The 22,866-nt window shown below is 70.2% G+C and carries 17 protein-coding genes; 6 read left to right on the plus strand and 11 right to left on the minus strand.

Going from position 1 to position 22,866, the window contains the following annotated elements; genetic code table 11:
• Positions 1-54: 54 nt before the first annotated feature.
• Positions 55-858: an ABC transporter ATP-binding protein gene (locus tag D892_RS0133350; protein ID WP_024805408.1), complete on the plus strand. Its 804-nt coding sequence runs from the start codon at positions 55-57 to the stop codon at positions 856-858.
• 51 nt (positions 859-909) lie between these two features.
• Here the strand turns inward: D892_RS0133350 and D892_RS0133355 are convergent, their stop codons facing one another.
• Positions 910-2,382, minus strand: a complete 1,473-nt coding sequence (locus tag D892_RS0133355) for an amino acid permease (RefSeq protein ID WP_024805409.1) — start codon at positions 2,380-2,382, stop codon at positions 910-912.
• A 227-nt stretch (positions 2,383-2,609) separates the two neighbouring features.
• Between D892_RS0133355 and ggt the strand changes: the two genes are divergently transcribed.
• Complete coding sequence (gene ggt / locus D892_RS0133360; RefSeq protein WP_024805410.1) at positions 2,610-4,544, plus strand: gamma-glutamyltransferase; 1,935 nt, start codon at positions 2,610-2,612, stop codon at positions 4,542-4,544.
• Positions 4,545-4,993: 449 nt separating this feature from the next.
• On the opposite strand, the gene D892_RS0133365 is transcribed toward ggt, so the two are convergent.
• From D892_RS0133365 to D892_RS0133380, 4 genes are all read right to left on the minus strand, one after another.
• Positions 4,994-5,506 (minus strand): PH domain-containing protein, encoded by a 513-nt coding sequence (locus tag D892_RS0133365; RefSeq protein ID WP_024805411.1) that lies wholly within the window; start codon positions 5,504-5,506, stop codon positions 4,994-4,996.
• A 4-nt stretch (positions 5,507-5,510) separates the two neighbouring features.
• Complete coding sequence (gene ribH / locus D892_RS0133370) at positions 5,511-6,026, minus strand: 6,7-dimethyl-8-ribityllumazine synthase (protein WP_024805412.1); 516 nt, start codon at positions 6,024-6,026, stop codon at positions 5,511-5,513.
• 62 nt (positions 6,027-6,088) lie between these two features.
• The gene (locus D892_RS0133375; RefSeq protein ID WP_024805413.1) at positions 6,089-7,345 is read right to left on the minus strand and encodes a bifunctional 3,4-dihydroxy-2-butanone-4-phosphate synthase/GTP cyclohydrolase II; all 1,257 of its coding nucleotides are present in this window, start codon (positions 7,343-7,345) and stop codon (positions 6,089-6,091) included.
• A gap of 86 nt (positions 7,346-7,431) precedes the next feature.
• Positions 7,432-8,037 carry a riboflavin synthase gene (locus tag D892_RS0133380; RefSeq protein ID WP_024805414.1) on the minus strand — a complete coding sequence of 202 codons (606 nt, stop codon included), beginning with the start codon at positions 8,035-8,037 and terminating at the stop codon, positions 7,432-7,434.
• Positions 8,038-8,658: 621 nt separating this feature from the next.
• Between D892_RS0133380 and D892_RS0133385 the strand changes: the two genes are divergently transcribed.
• Positions 8,659-9,129, plus strand: coding sequence for a hypothetical protein (locus tag D892_RS0133385; protein ID WP_024805415.1), 471 nt, complete (start codon positions 8,659-8,661; stop codon positions 9,127-9,129).
• Between the two features lie 101 nt (positions 9,130-9,230).
• Here D892_RS0133385 and rpe read toward each other — a convergent pair whose 3' ends face one another.
• The gene (gene rpe, locus D892_RS0133390; RefSeq protein WP_024805416.1) at positions 9,231-9,896 is read right to left on the minus strand and encodes a ribulose-phosphate 3-epimerase; all 666 of its coding nucleotides are present in this window, start codon (positions 9,894-9,896) and stop codon (positions 9,231-9,233) included.
• Positions 9,897-10,009: 113 nt separating this feature from the next.
• Here rpe and D892_RS0133395 point away from each other — a divergent pair, with 113 nt between their 5' ends.
• The 3 genes from D892_RS0133395 to D892_RS0133405 all read left to right on the plus strand — a co-directional run bounded on the left by D892_RS0133395 (position 10,010) and on the right by D892_RS0133405 (position 13,734).
• On the plus strand, positions 10,010-10,432 hold the full coding sequence (locus tag D892_RS0133395; RefSeq protein WP_024805417.1) for an ATP-binding protein: 423 nt from the start codon (positions 10,010-10,012) through the stop codon (positions 10,430-10,432).
• 296 nt (positions 10,433-10,728) lie between these two features.
• Positions 10,729-11,505: a SigB/SigF/SigG family RNA polymerase sigma factor gene (locus D892_RS42730; protein WP_036570744.1), complete on the plus strand. Its 777-nt coding sequence runs from the start codon at positions 10,729-10,731 to the stop codon at positions 11,503-11,505.
• Between the two features lie 153 nt (positions 11,506-11,658).
• A complete protein-coding gene (locus D892_RS0133405) occupies positions 11,659-13,734 on the plus strand; it encodes an NAD(+) synthase (protein ID WP_024805419.1) in 2,076 nt (691 codons plus the stop codon).
• 244 nt (positions 13,735-13,978) lie between these two features.
• Here the strand turns inward: D892_RS0133405 and D892_RS0133410 are convergent, their stop codons facing one another.
• From D892_RS0133410 to def, 5 genes are all read right to left on the minus strand, one after another.
• Positions 13,979-15,313, minus strand: a complete 1,335-nt coding sequence (locus tag D892_RS0133410) for a M1 family metallopeptidase (protein ID WP_024805420.1) — start codon at positions 15,311-15,313, stop codon at positions 13,979-13,981.
• Positions 15,313-19,218 (minus strand): Pls/PosA family non-ribosomal peptide synthetase, encoded by a 3,906-nt coding sequence (locus D892_RS0133415; protein WP_369801844.1) that lies wholly within the window; start codon positions 19,216-19,218, stop codon positions 15,313-15,315. The genes D892_RS0133410 and D892_RS0133415 overlap by 1 nt, the downstream gene beginning before the upstream one ends.
• A 482-nt stretch (positions 19,219-19,700) precedes the next feature.
• Entirely contained in the window at positions 19,701-21,011 is a 1,311-nt protein-coding gene (locus D892_RS0133420) for an RsmB/NOP family class I SAM-dependent RNA methyltransferase (protein WP_024805422.1), read from the minus strand.
• A 347-nt stretch (positions 21,012-21,358) separates the two neighbouring features.
• Positions 21,359-22,282, minus strand: a complete 924-nt coding sequence (gene fmt / locus D892_RS0133425) for a methionyl-tRNA formyltransferase (protein WP_024805423.1) — start codon at positions 22,280-22,282, stop codon at positions 21,359-21,361.
• A complete protein-coding gene (def, locus tag D892_RS0133430) occupies positions 22,282-22,848 on the minus strand; it encodes a peptide deformylase (protein ID WP_024805424.1) in 567 nt (188 codons plus the stop codon). Before def ends, fmt begins: the two co-directional genes overlap by 1 nt.
• Positions 22,849-22,866 lie beyond the last annotated feature (18 nt).

Raw genomic sequence — 22,866 nt, forward strand, 5'->3', positions numbered from 1 at the left:
CCCATGACACGGATCACCCATCAGCTTGTCTGAGGAGTTTGCTACCGTGTGCGCATGGTCGACGCCCCCATCCTGCAGGTAGCCTCCGTCGATTTCGTGCGCGAGGGCAACCCCATTCTCGTGGAGGTGTCGCTGACGGTGCGGCCGGGTGAGCACTGGGCGCTGCTGGGCCCCAACGGCGCCGGCAAGACCACGCTGCTGAAGCTGCTGGGCGCCGTCGAGCATCCCACCCGCGGCGCCGTCGAGGTGCTCGGCCACCGCCTCGGCCGCGTCGACATGCGCGAACTGCGCACCGCGATCGGCCATGTCGATCCGCGCCACGCCCCACCCTATCCGCTGACGGCGCACGAGGTCGTGCTCACCGGCCTGACCAATACGGCCGATCTGAAGCAACGCTGGAATCCGACCGCCGCCGAGATCGCCGAGGCCGACCGGCTGATCGACCTGCTGGGCCTGATGCACCGCCGCGATGCCCGCTGGCCCACGCTGTCCCAGGGCGAGCGCGGCCGCGCGCTGATCGCCCGGGCGCTGATGCCCAGCCCGCGGCTGTTGCTGCTCGACGAGCCGACCACCGGCCTGGACATGGCCGGCCGCGAGCAGCTCATCGACCGCATCGACCGCCTGCAGGCCGCGCGCCCCGAGCTGTCCTCGGTGCTGGTGACCCATCATCTGGAGGAGCTGCCGCCGGGCACCACGCACGTCATGCTGTTGCGCGAGGGGCGCAGCGTCGCCGGCGGCCCGGTCGAGGAGGTCCTCACCGACGAGAACATCAGCATCTGCTTCGATCACCCGGTCCGGCTCACCCGGACCGGCGGCCGCTGGCAGGTCCGCACCGACCACACCGTGCACGCCGGATAGCCTCCCGGCCACGACCGGACACCGTCCACCGCGGAAATCACTGCGGCGGAACTACTTTCGGTCATCGTCCATCGGAATGTTCGCCACCACCGGGTACTCCCCCGTGTACCCGGCCCGCTCCTGCGCGACCGCGAGCACCCGCTTGCGGGCGGCGAACCAGCCGATGATCAGCGCCGGCACGATCACCACCAGGCTCGCCACCGTCCACGTCCCGACGGGATAGTCGAAGCCCATCAGCACCAGCACGGCCGCCAGGAACACCAGCGTCGCGAGGCCCGTGTAGGGCGCGCCGAACATCCGGAACGCGGGCCGCTCGGCCTCGCCGCGCCGCCACCGGCGCCACAGCTGCAACTGGCACAGCACGATGGTGGCCCACGAGGACAGGATGCCCATCGACGCCACGTTGAGCACGATCTCGAACGCGCGCGAGGGCACGATGTAGTTGAGCCAGATGCCGAACAACGCGACGACGCTGGTCAGCATGATGCCGCCATAGGGGACGCCGCGCTTGTTCATGCGGCCGGTGAACCGCGGCGCGCTGCCGTTCATCGACATCGACCGCAGGATGCGACCGGTGGAGTACAGCCCGGCGTTGAGGCTCGAGAACGCGGCGGTGAGCACGACGAAATTCATCACCGAGCCCGCGTTCCCCACACCGAGTTCGGAGAAGAACGTGACGAACGGGCTCTCCGAGGCCGAGTACGCCGTGTACGGCAGCAGCAGCGCCAGCAACACCAGCGAGCCGACGTAGAACACGGCGATCCGGAAGATCACCGAATTGATCGCCCGCGGCATGATCTTCTGCGGATTCTCCGTCTCCCCCGCCGCGGTGCCGACCAGTTCCACTGCCGCATAGGCGAATACGACGCCGGAGGTCACGGTGACCAGCGGCAGCACACCGGTCGGGAACCAGCCCCCGGCATCCGACATCATGCCGAATCCCGTCGTCCGGCCCTCGATCGTGAACCGGCCCGCCAGGAAGATCGTGCCGACGCCCAGGAAGCAGACCAGGGCGACGACCTTCACCAGCGCTGCCCAGAATTCCAGTTCACCGAACCACTTCACCGAGATCAGGTTGATCCCCAGTACGAGGCACAGCGCGATCAGCGCCAGCACCCATTGCGCCACCGGCTGGAACGGACCCCAGTAGTGCAGATACGTGGCGATCGCGGTGGTATCGACGATGCCGGTCATCGACCAGTTCAGGAAGTACATCCAGCCGGCGGTGAAAGCCGCCTTCTCGCCGTAGAACTCGCGGGCATAGGAGATGAACGACCCGGACGACGGCCGGTGCAGGATCAACTCGCCCAGCGCGCGCAGGATGAAGAAGACGAAGACGCCGCAGATCGCGTACACCAGGAACAATCCGGGCCCCGCAGTCGCCAGGCGGCCACCGGCGCCGAGGAACAGGCCCGTCCCGATCGCGCCGCCGATGGCGATCATCTGCAGCTGGCGCGGTTTCAGGCTCTTGTGGTAGCCGCTGTCCTCCGCACCGAGATACGTCTTGCCCCGCACTTCCGTCATCTGCCGGTTGGTCCTTCGCCGTCGGTCGGTGAGCGTCCGACGTTACCTGGTCGATAGCCGAACCTCGAACCGCGCCACCGCAGTCGGGCCGTGTCATCTCGATGTAACCGGTAGGCGATGTCCTTTCTGTCCGAATGAGAGTAGCTGATCGTATGCTCTACTCCTCGACCGTGCCGCGCGGGCGCGAAAGCCCTGCCGGTGTCGGAGGCCGGCGTTAAAGTCCGTTCATGAGGCGCACGCGACACATCTGGGCCGGTGCCACCGCCGCACTGCTCGCGGCCGGGGTACTCACCGGCTGCTCGTCCGGTTCCGGCGGCGCCGCACAGGCATGCGCGGACAGTCCGAACGGCACCCCGGTCGCCGCCGCTCCCACCGCCGCCGGCACCGATCTGGCGACCAATCCCGAGATCGCCTCCGGCTACCGCGACGGCATGCAGCCGGTGCGCACCGGCACCTATTCCGTATCGGCCGCCAATCCCCTTGCGACACAGGCGGCCTGCCGCGTGCTGGCCGACGGCGGCACGGCGGCGGACGCGCTGGTGGCCGCCCAGATGGTGCTGGGCCTGGTGGAGCCGCAGGCGTCGGGTATCGGCGGCGGCGCGTTCCTGATGTACTACGACGCGGCGTCCCGGTCCGTCGACGCCTACGACGGCCGCGAGGTCGCCCCCGCGTCCGCCACCGAGAACTATCTGCGCTGGGTGAGCGATACCGATCGCACGGTGCCGCAACCGAATACGCGCGCCAGCGGCCGATCCATCGGCGTGCCCGGTGCGCTGCGCCTGCTCGAGCTCGCCCATTCCGAACACGGCAGGCAGCCCTGGCGCGACCTGTTCACTCCGGCGATCGACCTGGCCGACCGCGGCTTCGCGATCAGCCCGCGGATGGCGGGCCAGATCGCCGAATCCGCCCCGGATCTCGCACGCGACGAGAACGCGAAGGCCTACTTCCTGCGGCCCGACGGCACCCCGAAGCCGGCCGGCACCACACTCACCAACCCGGCGATGGCGAAAACGCTGGGCGCCATCGCCTCCGACGGCCCGAACGCCTTCTACACCGGCGCCATCGCCCAGGACATCGTCGACGCCGCCGCCACCGCCTCGGGCGGCCGCACGCCGGGGCAGATCTCCCTCGCCGATCTCGCCGGATATCAGGCCAAGAAGCGCACCGCGCTGTGCACCGACTATCGCGACCACCAGGTCTGCGGCATGCCCAACCCCTCTTCCGGCGGCATCACGGTCGCGGCCACGCTGGGCATTCTGCAGAACTTCGATCTGCCGACACTGCCGCCCGACACTATCGACGGCAACGGCGGCAAGCCCAAAGCCGAAGCGGTGCACCTCATCTCGGAGGCCGAGCGGCTGGCCTACGCCGACCGCGACAAGTACGTGGCCGACTCCGACTTCGTTCCGCTGCCGGGCAACTCCCCCGACACTCTGTTGAACGGGGACTACCTGAAACAGCGCGCCGCACGAATCCAGCCGAACCGTGCCATGGGCACCGCACAGCCCGGCGATTTCGGCCCGGTCCCGCTCGGCACCGGGCCGCAGCAGCCCGAGCACGGCACCAGCCACATCTCGGTGGTGGACAAGTACGGCAACGCTGCGGCGCTGACCACCACGGTGGAGTCGGCCTTCGGATCGTTCCACGTCGTCGACGGATTCGTGCTCAACAACCAGCTCACCGACTTCAGCACCGCACCGGCCGCGGCCGACGGCACGCCGCTCGCGAACCGGCTGCAGCCGGGCAAGCGCCCGCGCAGTTCGATGAGCCCGACGCTGGTCTTCGACCGCGGCGCCGACGGTGCGCGCGGGCAGCTGACCGCCGTCACCGGTTCGCCCGGCGGCTCGGTGATCATCCAGTTCGTGGTGAAATCCCTGGTGAACATGCTGGATTGGAAACTCGACCCGCAACAGGCGGTATCCGGCGTCGCCTTCGGCGCCGCCAACACCGCGACCACGGGCGTCGGCGGCGAGCATCCGGCCATCGACGCCACCGACAAGGGCGACCACGATCCGCTGGTGCGGAAACTGCGCGAATGGGGCCACCAGGTATCGGTCGACCCGCAGACCAGCGGTCTCAGCGCACTACACCGCGACGACCAGGGCTGGATCGGCGGCGCCGATCCACGACGCGAGGGCGCCGTCATGGGCGATACGAAGTAGCGACCCACCCCACGCACTCCGCCCCAGCGGATCCGCCACCACCACAGGTCATTCCGGCACGCTGCCCCGCCGTCATCCCGGCACGCCGCTCCCCTTGTCATCCCAGCATGCTGTCCCGCTTGACGTTCCGCCACGCCGTCCTGTTATTCCGCCATGCTGTCTCGTCATTCCGCCACACTGTCCCGCTGTTCCGGCACGCTGCCCCACCCACGTCATTCCGGCATGCTCTCGGCCGGAACCCACCGACCAAGGCCGTACAGAATGGATCCCGGCGAGAAGCATGCCGGATAACGGGCACCCCCGGCCTGCGGAGGGCGGACGCACCTTCGACGGAGGACAGACACGCCCGCCCGGGACGATAAGCACCCGCAGGGAGCGGGTGCGCCGACCACGATGACAGGCAACGGCCGACCGGGGCGACCGGGCTCCCGCGGAGATCAACGACCTGTTCAGTCCTCTTGCGCGGCAGAGTATTTCTCGCCGAGCTCGCGAAAACGGTCCATCGCCCGCGCGGCGTACTCCTTGTCGTTGACCCGGATCGCCAGCAGCGGCACGTACTCGTCGCCGGCCAGCTCCAGCCGGGCCCACGCGCGCTTGTCCGGGATGGTGACGCCGCGGATGTCCTTCCAGTGGAAGTCGTTGTCGCCCAGGACATTGCGCACCGAGACGCCCTGCTGACCGACCCTCAGCCGGGGCCGGGTCAGCAGCAGCACCGCACCGGCGAGCAGCCACCCGAAGAGGATGACCGCGACCTGGTCGACACCGCGGAAGTTCACGCCCGTCGCGCTGTGCGCCGAGGCGATCCCGGCGACCGTGAACAGGATCGCGATCACCGCCGCGACGATGCGGGCCGTGCGCACCGCGCGACGCGGCCGCACCTCCAGATCCCAGGCCGTCCCGGCGGATTCGGCCGACGGGACCGGCTGCGGACCGCGCTTCCAGATCCGGACGACGGGCGGCATCGGCTCAGACCGCCGGGCTGTGTCCGACGGCGCCTGTGCGCTGGGCACCCGGATGCAGCGCCCGCAACGTCAGCGCCGCGTCGAGCGCCGCCGAGCAGGCCTGCTCGCCCTTGTCCTCGGCCGAATCCGGCAGCCCGGCCCGGTCCAGGGCCTGATGTTCGGTGTGCACGGTGAGCACGCCGTTGGTCACCGGCGTGCTCTCGTCCAGCGACACCCGCGTCAGCCCGGCCGTCACGGCATCGCAGACGTATTCGAAATGCGGTGTCTCCCCGCGGATCACGACGCCGAGCGCAACCACCGCATCGTGCCCGCGGGCCAGCGCCTGCGCCACCACCGGTAGCTCCATCGCGCCCGCGCAGCGCACCACGGTGATCTCGCGGACGCCGCTCGCGCGGGCCACCCGCTCGGCGTTCGCGACCAGCGTGTCGCAGATCGTGGTGTGCCACCGTGAGGCGACGATGCCGAGCCGGAGATCCGCCGCATCCTCCAGCGCGAAATCCGGTACGCCGGTACCGCTCATCCGAAAACGTCCGCCTTCCTGTCTCTGGTTCTTCGTGCCGAGCCGTCGATGCCCGGCGCCTGCTACTGCGCCGTCTCGCCCAGGTCCAGATCGAGATCGTCCAGGCCGACCAGATCGTGGCCCATGCGGTCCCGCTTGGTGCGCAGGTAGTGCAGATTCTCCGCATTGGCGCGCACCGGCATCGGGACCCGCGCGGTGATGCTGAGCCCGTAGCCGTCCAGGCCCACCCGCTTGGCGGGATTGTTGGTCAGCAGCCGCATCGAGGAGATGCCCAGGTCGACCAGGATCTGCGCGCCGGTACCGTAGTCGCGGGCGTCGGCGGGCAGGCCCAGCTCGATATTGGCGTCGACCGTGTCGTGCCCGTTGTCCTGCAGTTGGTAGGCCTGCAGCTTGTGCATCAGCCCGATGCCGCGGCCCTCGTGCCCGCGCATGTACAGCACCACGCCCCGGCCCTCGGCGGCCACCATCTCCAGCGCGGCCTCGAGCTGCGGGCCGCAGTCGCACCGCAGCGAACCGAACACATCGCCGGTCAGGCATTCGGAATGCACCCGGACCAGCACGTCCTCGCCGCCGTCCACGGCGATATCGCCGCGTACCAGGGCCACGTGCTCGACGTCGTCGTAGATGCTCTTGTAGCCGACCGCGCGGAACTCGCCGAACTTGGTGGGGATGCGGGCCTCGGCGATCCGCTCGACCTGCTTCTCGTGCTTGCGCCGCCAGGCGATCATGTCGGCGATCGAGATCAGCGCCAGCTCGTGCTCGTCGGCGAAGATCCGCAGCTCCTCGGTGCGGGCCATATCGCCCTCGTTCTTCTGGCTCACGATCTCGCAGATCACGCCGGCCGAGCCGAGACCGGCCAGCCGCGCGAGGTCCACGGCCGCCTCGGTGTGGCCGGGACGGCGCAGCACGCCGCCCTCCTTGGCACGCAACGGAACGACGTGACCGGGCCGGGTGAAGTCGCCGGGCTCGGCGGCCGGGTCGGCGAGCAGGCGCATGGTGGTGGCCCGGTCACCGGCCGAGATGCCGGTGCTGACGCCCTCGCGGGCATCGACCGAGACGGTGTAGGCGGTGCCGTGTTTGTCCTGGTTGATCGCGTACATCGGCGGCAGGCCCAGCCGATCGCAGTCGGCACCGGTCAGCGGCACACAGATGTAACCGGAGGTGTAGCGGATCATGAAGGCGACCAACTCGGGGGTGGCCTTCTCCGCGGCGAAGATGAGATCACCCTCGTTCTCGCGGCCCTCGTCGTCGACGACGACGACCGCCTTACCGGCGGCGATGTCGGCGACTGCGCGCTCGATGGTGTCGAACCTGGTCACGTCTGCTGCGCTCCATCTCCCTCTGGTGCCAATAACAGTACTGCGTCCGATCGCGGCTCCTTCGTCGCGGCGGCGCGCGGACCGGCCTATCCGCGCTGGTGCAGCCGCTCCACGTACTTGGCGATGATGTCGACCTCGAGGTTCACGGTGCTCCCGGCCGATGCGGTGCCGAGGGTGGTCAGCTCGCGGGTGGTGGGAATCAGCGACACCTCGAACCAGTCGCCGGTACCGGGCTCCACGCCGAGCCCCGAGACCGTCAGCGAGATCCCGTCGACGGTGATCGAACCCTTCTCCACGACGTAGCGGGCGAGGGCGTCGGGCAGCGAGATCCGCACGACCTCCCAGTTCTCCTGCGGGTCGCGGGCCAGGATGGTGCCGGTGCCGTCGACGTGCCCCTGCACGATATGCCCGCCGAGCCGGCTGTTCACCGCGGCGGCGCGCTCCAGGTTGACCCGCGAGCCCGCGCTCAGCCCGCCGAGGCCGGACCGGTTCAGGGTCTCGCCGATGACGTCGGTGGTGAAGCTGTCGCCCTCGACGTCGACGACGGTGAGGCAGACGCCGTTCACCGCGATCGAATCGCCGTGCCCGGCATCGGAAGTCACCAGCTTGCCGCGGATGGTCAGTCGCGACGCGTCGGCCAGCCGCTCGACCTCGGTGATCTCGCCGAGCTCCTCGACGATGCCTGTGAACATGCCCGCTACTCCTGTCACCCGGTGCCCGCTTGCGCCAACAGCTCGGACCACCGCCGCTATTCCCGCCGGGGCGCTGCTGTGCGCTCAGCTTAACGACGCGAGGTCGTAGACGGCACTCGGCGGTCCCGACCGGCCGGTCGGCGGGCGGTGTCCGGATAAACCCGGGCGAAACATACGGCTCGACCCGCACGCACGCCGGAATCGGAAATACATTCAGGTAATTGCGGGAATTTTCCCCGCGGAGGTCGGAAATACCTCGGCGGCGAATATCCGCCGCTCGTTTTCGGCACGGACTGTCGTAATTTACCCATCCGATACATGCCGAATACCGTCTTGTACCCGGGCGGCAACTCACATACACACAAAACTTGCGTTCGGAGGGAATAGGACGCAATATTGTTATGCAGTCGAGTCCTGGCGTTCGGTGCCCTCCGGAGCGGTACCACCGAGGGAGCGTTACCACCGAGCGGCCCGGACTTCTCTCGAGCAGTTCAGCGCGCAACCGTTCCACCCCGCGCCCACGGCGGCACGGGGCTCATCGCAGAAACCCGTCAACCGAGGAAGGGACAGACCCGCACGGGTCGGATCCAGGTTGGACAACATCACAGATGGGGGTGCCGCGTGACCACGCTTCTCGATTCGACACTCGAAATTCGCTGCGTTCAGTACCGCCGCGAATTCCACCTGCCGGCATCGATCGACCCCGCGTCACGGCACATCCTGTTGGAGACAGGCAAAGAGTACGGCGCGATCATCATGCCTGCCGATCTCGGCGAACGCGTGCAGCAGCGGCTGGCGCAGGCCGATCTCGCCGGGCCGGTCGTCCATCATCCGCGAGCCCGCCGCTGGACCTTCCTCACCGGTCCTGCCCAGCCGGACAGCCTGACCGCCTCGGTCACGGCCGAACTGTTCCGGCTCTACACCACCGTCGCCTGCACCGGCACCCAGGTGGTGCTGCCCTCCGCCGACGACGAGCGCACCGGCTATCGCACCTGGGTGCGGGCGCCGGAGTCGGCCGACACCATGCCGCCGCTGGCCGAGGTCATCGCCGCGACCAGGGCGGTGTGCGGACGAGATACCCGGGCGCACTGAGACATCCAGGCGCACTGAGGCATTCGGCGCTGCGGAGACATTCGGCGCTGCCGAAGTATCCGGAGCTGCGGAAGTGCCGGCGCTGCCGACGTATTCAGGTGCTACCGTGCCGACTCGGCCTCGACGGCGACCACCTTGTCGCGCAGCGTCGCCACCGTCGCACCCGGATCCTCGGTGCCGTAGACCGCCGACCCCGCCACGAAACAGTCGACGCCCGCCTCCGCCGCCTGTTCGATGGTGTCCATGTTGATGCCGCCATCGATCTCGACGACGAGCCGCAGTTCACCCGAATCGACCAGCCGGCGCACCGTGCGCGCCTTGTCCAGCACGTGCGCGATGAACGACTGGCCGCCGAAACCGGGCTCGACGCTCATCACCAGCATGGTGTCGAAGTGGTGCAGCATCTCCAGGTACGGCTCGATCGGCGTATTCGGCTTCACCGACAGGCCCGCCTTCGCGCCGGCGGCGCGGATATCCCGCGCCACCGCCACCGGATCGTCGGTGGCCTCGGCGTGGAAGGTGACGTTGTAGGCGCCCGCCTCCGCGTACGGCGGCGCCCAGCGACCCGGATCCTCGATCATCAGGTGGCAGTCCAGGGGGATATCGGTCGTCTGCAGCAGACTCTGCACCACCGGCAGGCCGAGGGTCAGGTTCGGCACGAAGTGGTTGTCCATCACGTCGACGTGTAGCCAGTCGGCGCCCTCGACGGCCCGGGCCTCCTCCGCGAGGTGCGCGAAATCGGCGGACAGGATGGACGGGGCGATCATCGGCGTCGGCCGCTGGAAGTGTGGATTCGAGGGGGACACAGCGCGAAGTGTAGCGGGCGCGTTTTTCGGCATCGGTCCGATTGTCCGCAAAGCATTTGGGTAGCCTTCTCAGGGTGATCAATATTTCGGCGGAACAGGGACTGCGCAGCACCCCCGTGGAGATCGGCGTCGCCGCTACCGTGTCACAGTTGCCGATCGTGCGCGGGCTCGCCGAAACCCTGGTCCTGCTCAGCGATTTCACCTTGGACGAGGTTGCCGACATCCGGCTGGCCGTGGACGAGGCGTGCTCCACGCTCATCGCCGTGGCCGCCGCCGGCACGACGCTGCGGTGCCGGTTCACCGTCGGCGACGAGGACCTCCTCGTGCGGGTGACCGGTATCGCGGGCGCGGAGGGCCTGCCCGACCAGCGCAGCTTCGGCTGGCACGTATTACGCACGCTGACCGACGAGGTGACCATCACCCAGCAGCCCTACGATCAGGCAGCATCGGGTTATCCGACGATCGTGGAGTTCCGGCGGGTCCGGGGGAAGGCGTAGTGGCTGACGAGGACACCATGTTCGAGTCCGACGGCGGCACCGCCGAATCTCCGAAGACCGGTCAGGGCGGCCCGGCGGCCGATCCCACCGACGAATCCGAGAGCACACCGCACGGCGGCAGCACCCAGAACTCCGGCAGTCCCCAGGACCCCGGCGCCACACAGAACCCCGGCGCCACACAAAACTCCGGCGCTGCCCAGGATTCGAGCAGTCCACAAGGCACCGGCAGTGCGCAAGACGCCGGCAGTGCGCAAGACGCCGGCAGTGCCGAGGATTCCGACGACGACGAAGACGAGCTGGAGGAAGTCACCCGGTCGGTAACCGGATACGACGACGTCACAATACTTTTCGAGGAGCTGGCCGGTGCCGAGGAGGGCACGGTGCGGCGGACCGAGCTGCGTGACGAGTTGATCAGCCGCTGCATTCCGCTGGCCGACCACATCGCCCGCAAGTTCAGCGGGCGCGGTGAACCGTTCGACGACCTCACCCAGGTGGCGCGGGTCGGGCTGGTGCACGCGGTGGACCGCTTCGACATCTCGCGCGGCTCGAACTTCCTGTCGTTCGCGGTGCCGACCATCATGGGCGAGGTCCGGCGGTACTTCCGCGACAACACGTGGGCGATGCGAGTTCCCCGGCGCGTCAAGGAGACTCACCTGCGGATCGGCGCCGCCATCGATACGCTGTCGCAGTCGCTGGGCCGCTCCCCCACCGTCAAGGAGATCGCCGGCCAGCTGGAGATCAATCCGGACGAGGTGACCCAGGCGGTCATCGCGGGCAATGCCTACCAGCCCAGCTCCATCGACGCGGTCTCGGTGGGCCGCGACACCGAGGCGTCGCTGCTGGACACCCTCGGCGAGGAGGAGTCCCAGTTCGACCGGGTGGAGGAGTACGTGGCGATCCGGCCGCTGCTGGCCGGCCTGCCCGAGCGGGAGCGGCGAATTCTGACCATGCGCTTCTTCGAATCCATGACCCAGACTCAGATCGCCCAGCGCATGGGCATCTCCCAGATGCACGTCTCGCGCATCCTCGCCAAAACCCTTGCCCGCCTGCGGGAGCAGTCCGCACGGGAGTGACGAGCCGGCTGACCGGCCGCGGGCCCGAGACGGCTCGGCCGTGCTCCGCGGAGGCCGGCCCGCGCGACCCGGACGGCATATGACAGAGGCGCGGCCGCATGTCGTAGATTGCGAAGCGACCATGATCATCCGACGTCCGGCAAAGGGGTCCGCGTGGCGCAGCTACCGTTCGATTCGCTGTACCGGCACGGGTTCGCGCGGGTCGCGGTCGCCGTCCCGCCGGTGCGGGTCGCCGATCCGGCCCACAACGCCGAGCACACGCTGACGCTCGCGCGGCAGGCCGCCGAGCGGGGCGCGGTGCTGACGGCGTTCCCCGAACTCGGCCTGTCCTGCTACACCGCCGACGACCTCTTCCATCAGGACGCGCTGCAGTACGCGATCGAGTCGGCGCTGGAACGGGTGGTCGCCGAGAGCGCCGGGATCGACTCGGTGCTGCTGGTCGGTGCCCCCGTCCGCGCGCAGGGACGGCTGTTCAACTGCGGGATCGTGATCGACCGGGGCCGGGTGCTGGGCGCGGTACCCAAGAGCTACCTGCCGAACTACCGCGAGTTCTACGAGAAGCGCCAGTTCGCCGCGGCACGGGAGAATCTTGCCGACCACATCACCATCGCCGGGCAGCGGGTGCCGTTCGGCGCCGATCTGCTGTTCACCGCGGCCGGCCTGGACGGGTTCGCATTCGCCGTCGAGATCTGCGAGGACGGCTGGGTTCCCTTGCCGCCCAGCGGTTTCGCCGCGCTCGCCGGGGCGACGGTGCTGGTGAACCTGTCCGCCAGCAATATCGTGGTGGGCAAGGCCGATTATCGTCGGCAGCTGTGCGCTTCGCATTCCGCCCGATACATCGCGGCATACCTGTACTCGGCCGCGGGACAGGGCGAGTCGACCACCGATATGGCGTGGGACGGCCAGGCGCTGGTATGCGAGAACGGCGAAATACTTGCCGAGGGTGAGCGTTTCGCCGACCATCCGCAGCTGGTGACCGCCGACGTCGATCTGCGCCGGCTGGCCGCCGACCGGCTGCGGATGACCAGCTTCGCCGACAACGTGCACGACCACCGCGAGCGGCTGGCACGGTTGCGGCGAATCGAGATCGAGCTGCCGGTGCCCGCCGGCGCACTGGGGCTGGACCGCGAAATCCCGCGCTTCCCTTATGTTCCCGCCAACCCCGCGGTGCGCAACGAGCGGTGCGCCGAGGTGCACCACATCCAGGTGGAGGGGCTGAGCACGCGGCTGGCGGCGACCGGATCGCAGCGCGTCGTGATCGGTGTATCGGGCGGGCTGGATTCGACGGTGGCGCTGATCGTGGCCGTCAAGACGATGGACCGCCTGGGCCTGCCGCGCTCGAACGTGCTGGCCTACACCATGCCCGGATTCGCCACCAGCGCACGGACGCTGAACGACGCGCACCGGCTGATGCGGGCGCTCGGCGTGTCGGCGCACGAGATCGATATCCGGCCGTCCGCGACCCAGATGCTGCGGGACCTGAACCACCCTGCCGCCGAGGGGGTTTCGCAGTACGACATCACCTACGAGAACGTCCAGGCCGGCGAGCGCACCTCGCATCTGTTCCGGCTGGCCAATCAGCAGCACGCGCTCGTGCTCGGCACCGGCGACCTCAGCGAGCTGGCGCTGGGCTGGTGCACCTTCGGCGTCGGCGACCACATGGCGCACTACAGCGTCAACGCCTCGGTGCCCAAGACGCTGATCAAGTACCTGATCGCCTGGTCGGTCGACACCGGCGGGCTCGGCCCGGAGGCCGACGAGGTGCTCACCTCCATCCTCGCCACCGAGATCTCACCGGAGCTGATCCCCTCGGACAACGGTGCGGCGGACGGTGATCCGGATCAGCCGGGCCAGAGTTCGGAGGCCACCGTCGGCCCCTACGAACTACAGGATTTCCACCTGTACCACCTGCTGCGCTTCGGCTACCTGCCCAGCCGCATCGCCTATCTGGCCCGGCACGCCTGGTCCGACCGCACCCGCGGCCGCTGGCCCGACCTGATCGCCGAACCCGACCGGAACGAATACGACCTGCCCACCATCAAGCACTGGCTCGCCGAATTCCTCCGTCGCTTCGTGCAGACCAGCCAGTTCAAGCGCTCGACCCTGCCGAACGCCCCGAAGGTCGGCTCGGGCGGTTCGCTGTCCCCGCGCGGCGACTGGCGCGCCCCCAGCGACGCCGTCGCCACAGCCTGGCTCGACGAACTGGAACGCAACGTCCCCGACGAGTGAGTCGCCCGGAACCCACGACTCTCCGTCCGGGCCCGTCGCCCCGCCCACCGTCGTCCCGGCATGCTTTCGGCCGGGATCCATTGAGACAACTTGTCGCCCAGCAGGTTCCGGCCAAAAGCATGCCGGTATGACGAGTGGGGGCACAACCAGACGACGGGTGGGGCCGCAACCGGAGGGCGAGTGAGCCATTCCCGGACCATGACGCCCGGTTCCGCTGCGGGGGCACGACCGTCTCCCGGCAGTGTCACCCCGGGGGCAAGGTGGGCAGGATGCGGTCGTAGAGCCAGTTGTCCCACAGCGGGCGCAGCGAGGCCGGGCTGTAGTGCCCGGCCAGGTCGGCGAATTCCTCCGTGCTCACCGAGGAGTGGCGGTACCTGCTGGTCCAATCCCGCAGCAGCGCAAAGAAATTCGTGTCGCCGAGGTCGAGCCGGAGGGCGTGCAGGGTGAGGGCGCCGCGCTTGTAGACGCGGTCGTCGAACATCAGCTCCGCGCCCGGATCGCCGACCACGAGGTCCTGCGGACAACGCGACAGAGTGTGCCGGGCGGCGCGGGCCAGCTGGTCGGCGCTCTGCCCACCCGATGCCTCGGACCAGATCCACTCCGCGTAACAGGCGAATCCCTCGTGCAGCCAGATGTCGCGCCACTGCCGCACGGTGAGGCTGTTGCCGAACCACTGGTGCGCCAGCTCGTGTGCGATCAGCCGCTCCGCGCCGCGCCACCCGTCGCAGTGGTTGGCGCCGAAGATCGAGATCCCCTGCGCCTCGATCGGGATCTCCAGCTCGTCGTCGGTCACCACAACCGTGTACCCCCCGAACGGATACGGCCCGAACCGGTTCTGGAATACCTCCATCATCCGCGGCTGCCGGCCGAAATCGTGATCGAAGGTGCCCTGCAGCCGCGGCGGGAACACCGCCTGCATGGGCACGTCGGTATCCTCCTGCGCCGAATCGAACCGGAACTGGCGGTACGGGCCGATCTGGATGGTCGCCAGGTAGCTCGCCATCGGCTCGGTCTGCTCGTACACCCAGGTGGTCTGGCTCGCCTTGGTCCGCTTGCGGATCAACGCGCCGTTGGCGACGGCGAAGTAGGGTGTGTCGGTGGTGATCGAGATCTGGTAGCTGGCCTTGGAACTCGGGTGATCGTCGCACGGAAACCAGGACGCCGCGCCGTTGGGCTGGCTCGCCACCAGCGCCCCTTCCGTCAGCTCCTCCCAGCCGACCTCGCCCCACGGGCCGCGCACCGGGCGCGGCGTCCCGGAATAGTGCACGACGATCGCGAGCATGCCGCCCGCCGGAATCGCCTGCGCCGGTGTGACGATCAGCTTGCCACGCTGGTGGGTGTACCTCGCGGCCTTCGACCCGTTGACGAAGACCTTGGCGACCCCCAGCGAGGGAGACAGGTCCAGGGCGAACCGGGTGCGGGGAGCGGTGGTTACCGCGGTGATGGTGGCCTTACCCGCCAGGCGATTGCTCGCCACCTTGTAGACCAGGTCGAGTTCGTACCGCGACACCCGGTACCCGCGGTTGCCGTTCTGCGGCAGATATTCGTCTATGGGGTCGTCGGTGAACTTCCCCCCCATCAGGCGCCTTCCGGCCAGGGCGAGATCGGGTTGCCCTGCCAGCGCGTCGAGGGCGGCACGGTGTCGCCGCGCATCACCAGTGAGGCCGGGCCGACGGTGGCGCCCTCCCCGATCCGCGCGGCCGGCAGCGCGACGCAGTGCGGGCCGAGGGTGGCGCCCGCGTCCAATGTCACCGTGTCCATGGCCATGATCCGATCATGGAACAGGTGAGTCTGCACGACACAGCCGCGTTCGACGGTCGCGCCGTCACCCAGCGTGACCAGGTCGGCCTCGGGCAGCCAGTACGACTCGCACCACACGCCGCGCCCGATCCGCGCACCCAGCCCGCGCAGCCAGACGTTCATCACCGCGGTACCGGTGGCCGCCCGCGCGAACCACGGCGCCGCAACGGTTTCCACGAAGGCGTCGGACACCTCGTTGCGCCAGACGAACGAGCTCCACAGCGGGTGCTCGACCTTCGCGATCCGCCCGACCACCAGCCATTTCGCCGCCACCGCGCAGGCACCGGCGAACGCGCCCGCGGTGAGCAGGACCACGCCCGACAGCAGCGCCGCGAACCAGTATCCGGGCCCCTGCGCCAGCGCGGCGAGCCCGAAGAGCACGCCGAGCCCGATGCCGAAGGTCACCATCACCGGTATCAGTCGGCAGGTCTCGACGACGCCGCGGGCCACCTTCAACCGCAGCGGCGGATCGAAGGTGCGCACGGTATCGGAGTCACCGGCCTTGCGGCGCAACCGGACCGGCGGGCTGCCCAGCCACGACGATCCGGCCTTGGCCTTCTCCGGCGCGGCCGACAGCACCGCCACCAGGCCGTTCTTCGGTACCCGGCGGCCCGGAGCGGTCATCCCGGAATTGCCGAGGAATGCCCGCTTGCCGACCTTCGCGCCGCCGATGTGCAGCCAGCCCCCGCCGAGCTCGTACCCGGCGACCATGGTGTCGTCGGCCAGGAACGCGCCGTCGGCGACGGTGGTGAACTTCGGCAGCAGCAGCACCGTCGACGCCTCGACGTTCTTGCCGACGGTCGTGCCCAGCAGCCGCAGCCACAGCGGCGTCAGCAGGCTCGCGTAGAGCGGGAACAGGAAGGTGCGCGCCGAATCCATCAGGCGCTCGGTCGCCCACGCCTGCCACCCGACGCGGCTGCGCACGGGGTGATATCCCTCGGTCAGCCCGATGCTCAGCAGGCGGACCGCGATTACCGTCGCGGCCGCGAAGACCGCCAGGCAGAGCACGGTGGCGACCGGGAGGATCAGGAATGCGTGCCCGAGCGCGCCTGCCGGCGTCCGGTCGTCGCGAATCCACCAGGCGATCAGCGCGCCGCCGGCGGCCAGGGCGCCGATCGGCATGGCGGCCAGCGCCATCGAGGTCATGCCGAAGATCAGCACCCAGTGCAGGGCCCGGGCCGGCGTGCTCGCGGGCCACGGATGGTCGGCCTTGCCCACCTTCACCGCGGGCGAGCCGGCCCACTCCTGACCGGCCTTCACCTTGCCGAACACCGCGGATCCCGGTGCCACGACGGCGTTCTTGCCGATCACCGCGCCGGGCAGCAGCGTCGACCGCGATCCCACGACCGCGCCCGCGCCGATCCGGACGGCGCCGATGTGCAGCCGGTCGCCGTCGATCCAGTACCCGGCCAGATCCACCTCGGGCTCCACGCTGCAGCCGTCGCCCAGTTCCAGCAGGCCCGTCACGGGCGGCAGCGTGTGCAGGTCGACACCCTTGCCGATCCGGGCGCCCAGTGCCCGCGCGAACGGCACCATCCACGGTGCGCCGGACAGGTTTTCGGCACCGCTGGCCTCGGACAGCCGCACGGCCGCCCACAGCCGCAGATGGACCGGGCCGCCCCGCGGGTAGGTGCCGGGCCCGACGCCCCGCAGCAGCAGCCGGGCACCGGCGATGCAGATGGCCATCCGGCCCGGTGGCGAGATGAACAGGACGAATCCGAGCAGCGCCCACCACCACGACAGCCCCGGCATCCACGGTATGGCGCCGGACCAGCTCGCGATGTTGGTGACGATGCCGAGCCAGGTCAGCCACTGCAGGCCGGTCAGCGTAGCCAGCGGCACCAGGGCCAGCAGCTGCGCCCACTGGGCCCGACGGGGTGTGGGCGCGACGGTGCGCGGTTCGACGGCCGCGGCCGGTTCGGCCGCGTCCAGCAGCTCGGCGAGCGCGCCCAGCCGCGGGTGGTCGTACAGGTTGCCGACCGTGACCCACGGGAAGCGCTCGCGCAGCGCCGTCACCAGCTGGGCCGCCGACAGCGATCCGCCGCCGACGTCGAAGAAGTCGGCGTCGGGCCCCGAGACATCCGCGCCGAGAATCGAATTCCACAGCCCGGCAACCCATTCCGCGGTTTCGGTCAGACCGGCCGCAGGATCGGGGCCGGCGCCCGGCAGCGGCCACGGCAGCGCCTCCCGGTCCACCTTCCCCGAGGTGCGCGTGGGCAGTTCGTCGAGCACGGCCAGCCGCGGCACCAGCGGCGCCGGCAACCGGTCGGCCAGCAGGGTCCGGGCGTGCGCGACATCGAAATCGGGATCGGCGCTCGCGAGGTAGCCGACGAGAATCTTGTTGCCCGCCTTGGTCGTCCGCACCGCGGCGGCCGCGGCGCCGACGCCGGGCAGCTCCTGCAGGGCGGTGTCGAGCTCGCCGAGTTCGATGCGGCGGCCCCCGATCTTCACCTGATCGTCGGCGCGGCCGAGGAAGACCAGGCCCGCGCCGCCGTCGTCGCGGACCAGATCGCCGCTGCGGTAGGCGCGCTTCCAGCCCAATGTCGGCATGGGAGCGTATTTCTCGGCGTCCTTGGCCGGATCCAGGTAGCGGGCGAGCCCGACGCCGCCGATCACCAGCTCGCCGGATTCGCCCTCGGCCACCGGATTTCCGGCCGAGTCGACGACGGCGAGATCCCAGCCGTCCAGGGGCAGCCCGATGCGCACCGGCGGTTGTCCGGTCAGCCGGGCGGCGCAGGCGACGACGGTGGCCTCGGTCGGTCCGTAGGTGTTCCACACCTCGCGCCCACCGGGCCCGGCCAGCCGTTCGGCCAGTTCGGGCGGGACCGCCTCGCCGCCGAAGATCAACAGCCGGACCGCGTCCAGCGCCTCGGCCGGCCACATCGCGGCCAGCGTCGGCACCGTCGAGACGATGCTGATCCGGCGGCGCACCAGCCACGGGCCCAGGTCCATCCCGGTGCGCACCAGCGCGCGGGGCGCCGGGACCAGGCACGCGCCGTGCCGCCACGCCAGCCACATCTCCTCGCAGGAGGCGTCGAAGGCCACCGACAGGCCGGCCAGCACGCGGTCGCCCGGACCGATCGGCGCGTCCTGCAGGAACAGCCGGGCCTCGGCGTCGACGAAGGCGGCGGCGTTGCGGTGGGTGACCGCCACGCCCTTGGGCGTTCCGGTGGATCCGGAAGTGAAGATGATCCACGCGTCGTCGTCCGGGTCGGGGCGGGCCGACGGTTCGATGTCGGCGTAGGCCGCATCGCGGTACCGGGTGATTCCATTGGCGGTGACCACGACGCTGACGCCGGCCTCACCGAATACCAGCCGTGCCCTCTCCTCGGGATCGTCGGCGTCGACCGGGACGTAGGCCGCCCCCGCGTACAGGACGGCGAGAATGGTGACGTACAGCTCACCGGTGCCGGACGGGATCCGCACCCCTACCCGGTCGCCGGCGCGCACTCCCGCCTCGTGCAGCCGGTCGACGGTGTCGTCGACCTCGGCGAGCAGTTCGGCGTAGCTGAGGGTGTCGGTGCCGTCGTCGACGGCGGGAGCATCAGGGTGCGCCCGCGCGGTCGCCGCCAGGATGTCGACGAGGGTGCGTGGTGGTGCGGCGTTATCCGATCGCAGCAGCGGCGACGGAGGCTCGGTGGCCTCCGCGACGCCGAAGATCTCCGAGACCTCCGGATGGAGTATCACGTCCTGTCCACCTTTCCGATCGGCCCCTGGACACGCGCTCTACCGTGTCACCTCAGGGTTACCGATGTGCAAACGCCATCGTTACACCGTCCCGCTCCTCTCCGGGCGAGACCGGATCCGGACCATGTGCGGTCGATTTGCCCGGACCATTCTTCCAGGACCGCCGCCGCGGGGCGACACCGCCGTGATCACACCGCGCCGACGGCCCGGTTCGCACCCGCGTCACCGGTTCGGACGGGAGCCCTCCGTACCGCCGCTACGCAGGCTCGACGCTGTGCGCGGGCTCGGGCGCCCGGCATCGCGACGAATCCGACGGATCTCACGGTGCCGAGCCGGCCGATGCGATGCCCGTCCGGCATAGCCCGGCATCGACTCGATCGGACCGTGGCGCACACCACGTTCGCAGACGGCAAATGGCTTGTGGCAGTGTCTGTTTGGGACGGCTTTCGAAATCCCTTGCGGCAGCGCGAAGGTCGATATTACACCGGTTTGCGCAGTGCGGCCAGAAACATCGCGTCGGTGCCGTGCCGATGCGGCCACAGCTGCGCCGCAGGGCCGTCGCCGAGATCGGTGACGCCGGGCAGCAGATCGCGGGTGTCGAGCTGGTCGGCGCCGGTGCGCCGGACCAGGTCGGCGACCACGGCCACGGTCTCGGGCAGGTGCGGCGAGCAGGTCGAATACACCACCACTCCGCCCGGTCGCAGCAGACCCCAAGCGGCCGTGAGCAATTCCCGCTGCAAGACGGTGAGATCGCGCACATCGGCCGGGGAGCGCCGCCAGCGGGCCTCGGGCCGGCGGCGCAGCGCCCCCAGGCCCGTACAGGGCGCGTCGACCAGGACGCGGTCGTAGCCGGACGTCAGCCCGCTGTCGCGGCCGTCGGTCACGTGCACGGTCACCGGCAACCCGCCGGTCGCCTTCCGCACCAGCTCGGCACGGTGTTCGGCCTGTTCGACGGCGTCGACGCGGTAGCCGTCGATATCCGCGAGCGCGCCGAGCAGTGCCGCCTTGCCGCCGGGTCCCGCGCACAGGTCGAGCCAGCGCCCGGTATCGGGCCCGGTCAGCGGTGCTCGGGTGAGCGCCAGCGCGACGAGCTGACTGCCCTCGTCCTGCACGGCCGCCATGCCCTCGCGCACCGGCTCCAGTTTCCCGGGATCGCCGCCGTCCAGATAGACGGCGTACGGCGACCAGCGGCCCTCCGCACCCCCGCTGACCAGGGCCAGTTCCTCCGCGGTGATGTCACCGGGCCGGGCCACGAGATGGACGGCCGGGCGCTCGTCGTCGGCGGCCAGCAGATCGCGCAGCTCACCGGCCCGGGCGCCGAGCGCATCCGCGAACGCCTGCGCGATCCATGCGGGGTGCGCGTACTCGAATGCCAGGTGCCCCACGGGATCTCGCGGCGCGAGCCGGCCGACCCACTCCGCCGCGGTCCGCTCCCCCGCCCGCCGCAGCACGGCATTGACGAATCCGGACCGGCCGCGGCCGGACTCGGCGCGCGCCAGCGCCACCGAGGTGTCCACCGCCGCATGCGCCCCGACCCGGGTACGCAGCAGCTGGTAGACGCCGAGCCGCAGCACGTCCAGCAGCGGCCCGTCGATCTCGGCCACGGGCCGCCCCGCGCACTCCGCGATCACCGCGTCCAGCATCCCGCGCGACCGGCACGCCCCGTAGGCCAGCTCGGTCGCGAACGCCGCGTCCCGCCCCTCCAGCCGCCGTTCCCGCAGCAGCCCGGGCAGCACGAGATTCGCATAGGCGTCCCGTTCCCGCACCGCCCGCAGGACGTCGCGCGCCACCTCCCGGGGAGCGTCGACCGCGGCGGCCGGAGACTTCCGCCCATCGTTCCGGCCTGCCCGGTCACCGCCGCGCCGACCGGCCGGGTCACGGTCCTTCGCTCGACCGTCCGCCCGTCCGGATGTCGAGCCACGGTCGCTACCACGGCCTGTCGCCCGCCCCGGGGAACCGGCTTTTCCTTGCCCACCGCTACGTTGCCCGCCGCTACGTTCCGAACGGCCGTCACCACGATCCGGCCGCGCACCGCGCCGGTCGGCCGAACCGCGCTGCGGCGTACCGTCGTCCGCCCGCCCCGTCCCACGAGCGCTGCCCCGGGAATTCGACTTGCCCCCTTCGGGATTCGGGCGACTCACTCGACCACCGTGCCCGGCTCCAGGCGGGCGCCGCGGGCCCAGTCGAGGGCGGGCATCATGCGTTTGCCCTGCGGCTGAACCTGGTTCAGGCGGACCGCGGTGGTGGCGGTGCCCACGTAGACCCCCGACTTGCGGATGTCGATCGTGCGGGCCGGCAGCGACTCCTCGACCAGCTCCACCGGGCCGAGCTTGAGCCGCTTGCCGGCCACCTCGGTCCAGGCGCCGGGTGTGGGGGTGACGGCGCGGATGCGGCGGCTCACCGTCAGCGCCGGTTGATCCCAGCGGACGTGACCGGTCTCCGCGTCCACCTTCGGCGCATACGACACACCGTCGACGGACTGCGCAACCGCCTGCACGGCGCCGGCCTCGATCCCGTCCAGGGTCGATTCCAGCAGGCTCGCACCGCTGTCCGCGAGCCGGCCCAGCAGCGTTCCGGCGGTGTCGGTGAGGTCGATCTTCTCGGTGACCACCCCGAATACCGGGCCGGTGTCCAGCCCGGCCTCGATGCGGAAGGTGGACGCCCCGGTCACCTCGTCACCGGCCTGGATCGCCGCCTGCACCGGCGCGGCGCCGCGCCAGGCGGGCAGCAGCGAGAAGTGCAGGTTCACCCAGCCGTGCCGGGGAATACCGAGCACCTGCTTCGGCAGCAGCGCACCGTAGGCCACCACCGGACAGCAGTCCGGCGCCAGTTCGGTGAGCCACTCGACGAATTCGGGTTCCGACGGCTTGGCCGGCGACCGGACCGGGATGCCGTACTCGTCGGCGAGGACGCCGACCGGCGACCGGGTCGCCTTGCGCCCGCGACCGGCCACCGCGTCCGGGCGGGTCACCACCGCGACCACCTCGTGCCGGTCGGACTCCACGAGCCGCCGCAGCGAGGGCACCGCCGGGTCGGGCGTACCGGCGAACACCAGCCGCATCAGTGGCCCCGCTCCGCCGCCGCGATCCGGGCCGCCGACACCTCCGCCGCGGGCATCACCGTCTTTCCTGTCGTGAACCACTCCGATTCGCGCACAGCGCGCTTCGCCTCCTTGCGAGTTGCCGGATCGAGCCGGTCGAGATACAGCACGCCGTCGAGGTGGTCGGTCTCGTGCTGAACGCAGCGCGCCAGCAGGCCCTCCGCCTCGAATTCCACTGGGGCCCCGTCGATATCGACACCGCGCGCCAGCACGCGCAGCGCCCGGGTCACGTCGTAGCGCAGGCCCGGAATCGACAGGCAGCCCTCGGTTCCCGTCTGTTCCTCGGAGCCCACCACCTCGTACACCGGATTCACCAGATGCCCGGCCACGCCGCCACCGGTGTCGTGCACGAACACTCGAAGGCCGACGCCGATCTGCGGCGCGGCCATCCCGACGCCGCCGCTGGCGCGCATGGTGTCGGTCAGGTCGGTCACCAGCTGGCGCAGTTCCCTGTCGAAGGTGGTGACCTCGTCCGCGCGGGCGCGCAGGACGGGATCGCCGAACAGGCGAACGGGCTGGACGGTCACAGGCAACTCCCGAGCGAG

It is taken from the genome of Nocardia sp. BMG51109 (assembly GCF_000526215.1).
In the GTDB taxonomy this organism is placed as follows: domain Bacteria; phylum Actinomycetota; class Actinomycetes; order Mycobacteriales; family Mycobacteriaceae; genus Nocardia.

Coding starts and splice junctions, on each gene's coding strand:
- fmt (WP_024805423.1), bottom strand. CDS start 22,282: ATGCGGCTGGTGTTCGCCGGTACGCCCGACCCGGCGGTGCCCTCGCTG.
- D892_RS0133355 (WP_024805409.1), bottom strand. CDS start 2,382: ATGACGGAAGTGCGGGGCAAGACGTATCTCGGTGCGGAGGACAGCGGC.
- ggt (WP_024805410.1), top strand. CDS start 2,610: ATGAGGCGCACGCGACACATCTGGGCCGGTGCCACCGCCGCACTGCTC.
- D892_RS0133410 (WP_024805420.1), bottom strand. CDS start 15,313: ATGGGGGGGAAGTTCACCGACGACCCCATAGACGAATATCTGCCGCAG.
- D892_RS0133380 (WP_024805414.1), bottom strand. CDS start 8,037: ATGTTCACAGGCATCGTCGAGGAGCTCGGCGAGATCACCGAGGTCGAG.
- ribH (WP_024805412.1), bottom strand. CDS start 6,026: ATGAGCGGTACCGGCGTACCGGATTTCGCGCTGGAGGATGCGGCGGAT.
- D892_RS0133350 (WP_024805408.1), top strand. CDS start 55: ATGGTCGACGCCCCCATCCTGCAGGTAGCCTCCGTCGATTTCGTGCGC.
- rpe (WP_024805416.1), bottom strand. CDS start 9,896: ATGATCGCCCCGTCCATCCTGTCCGCCGATTTCGCGCACCTCGCGGAG.
- D892_RS0133365 (WP_024805411.1), bottom strand. CDS start 5,506: ATGCCGCCCGTCGTCCGGATCTGGAAGCGCGGTCCGCAGCCGGTCCCG.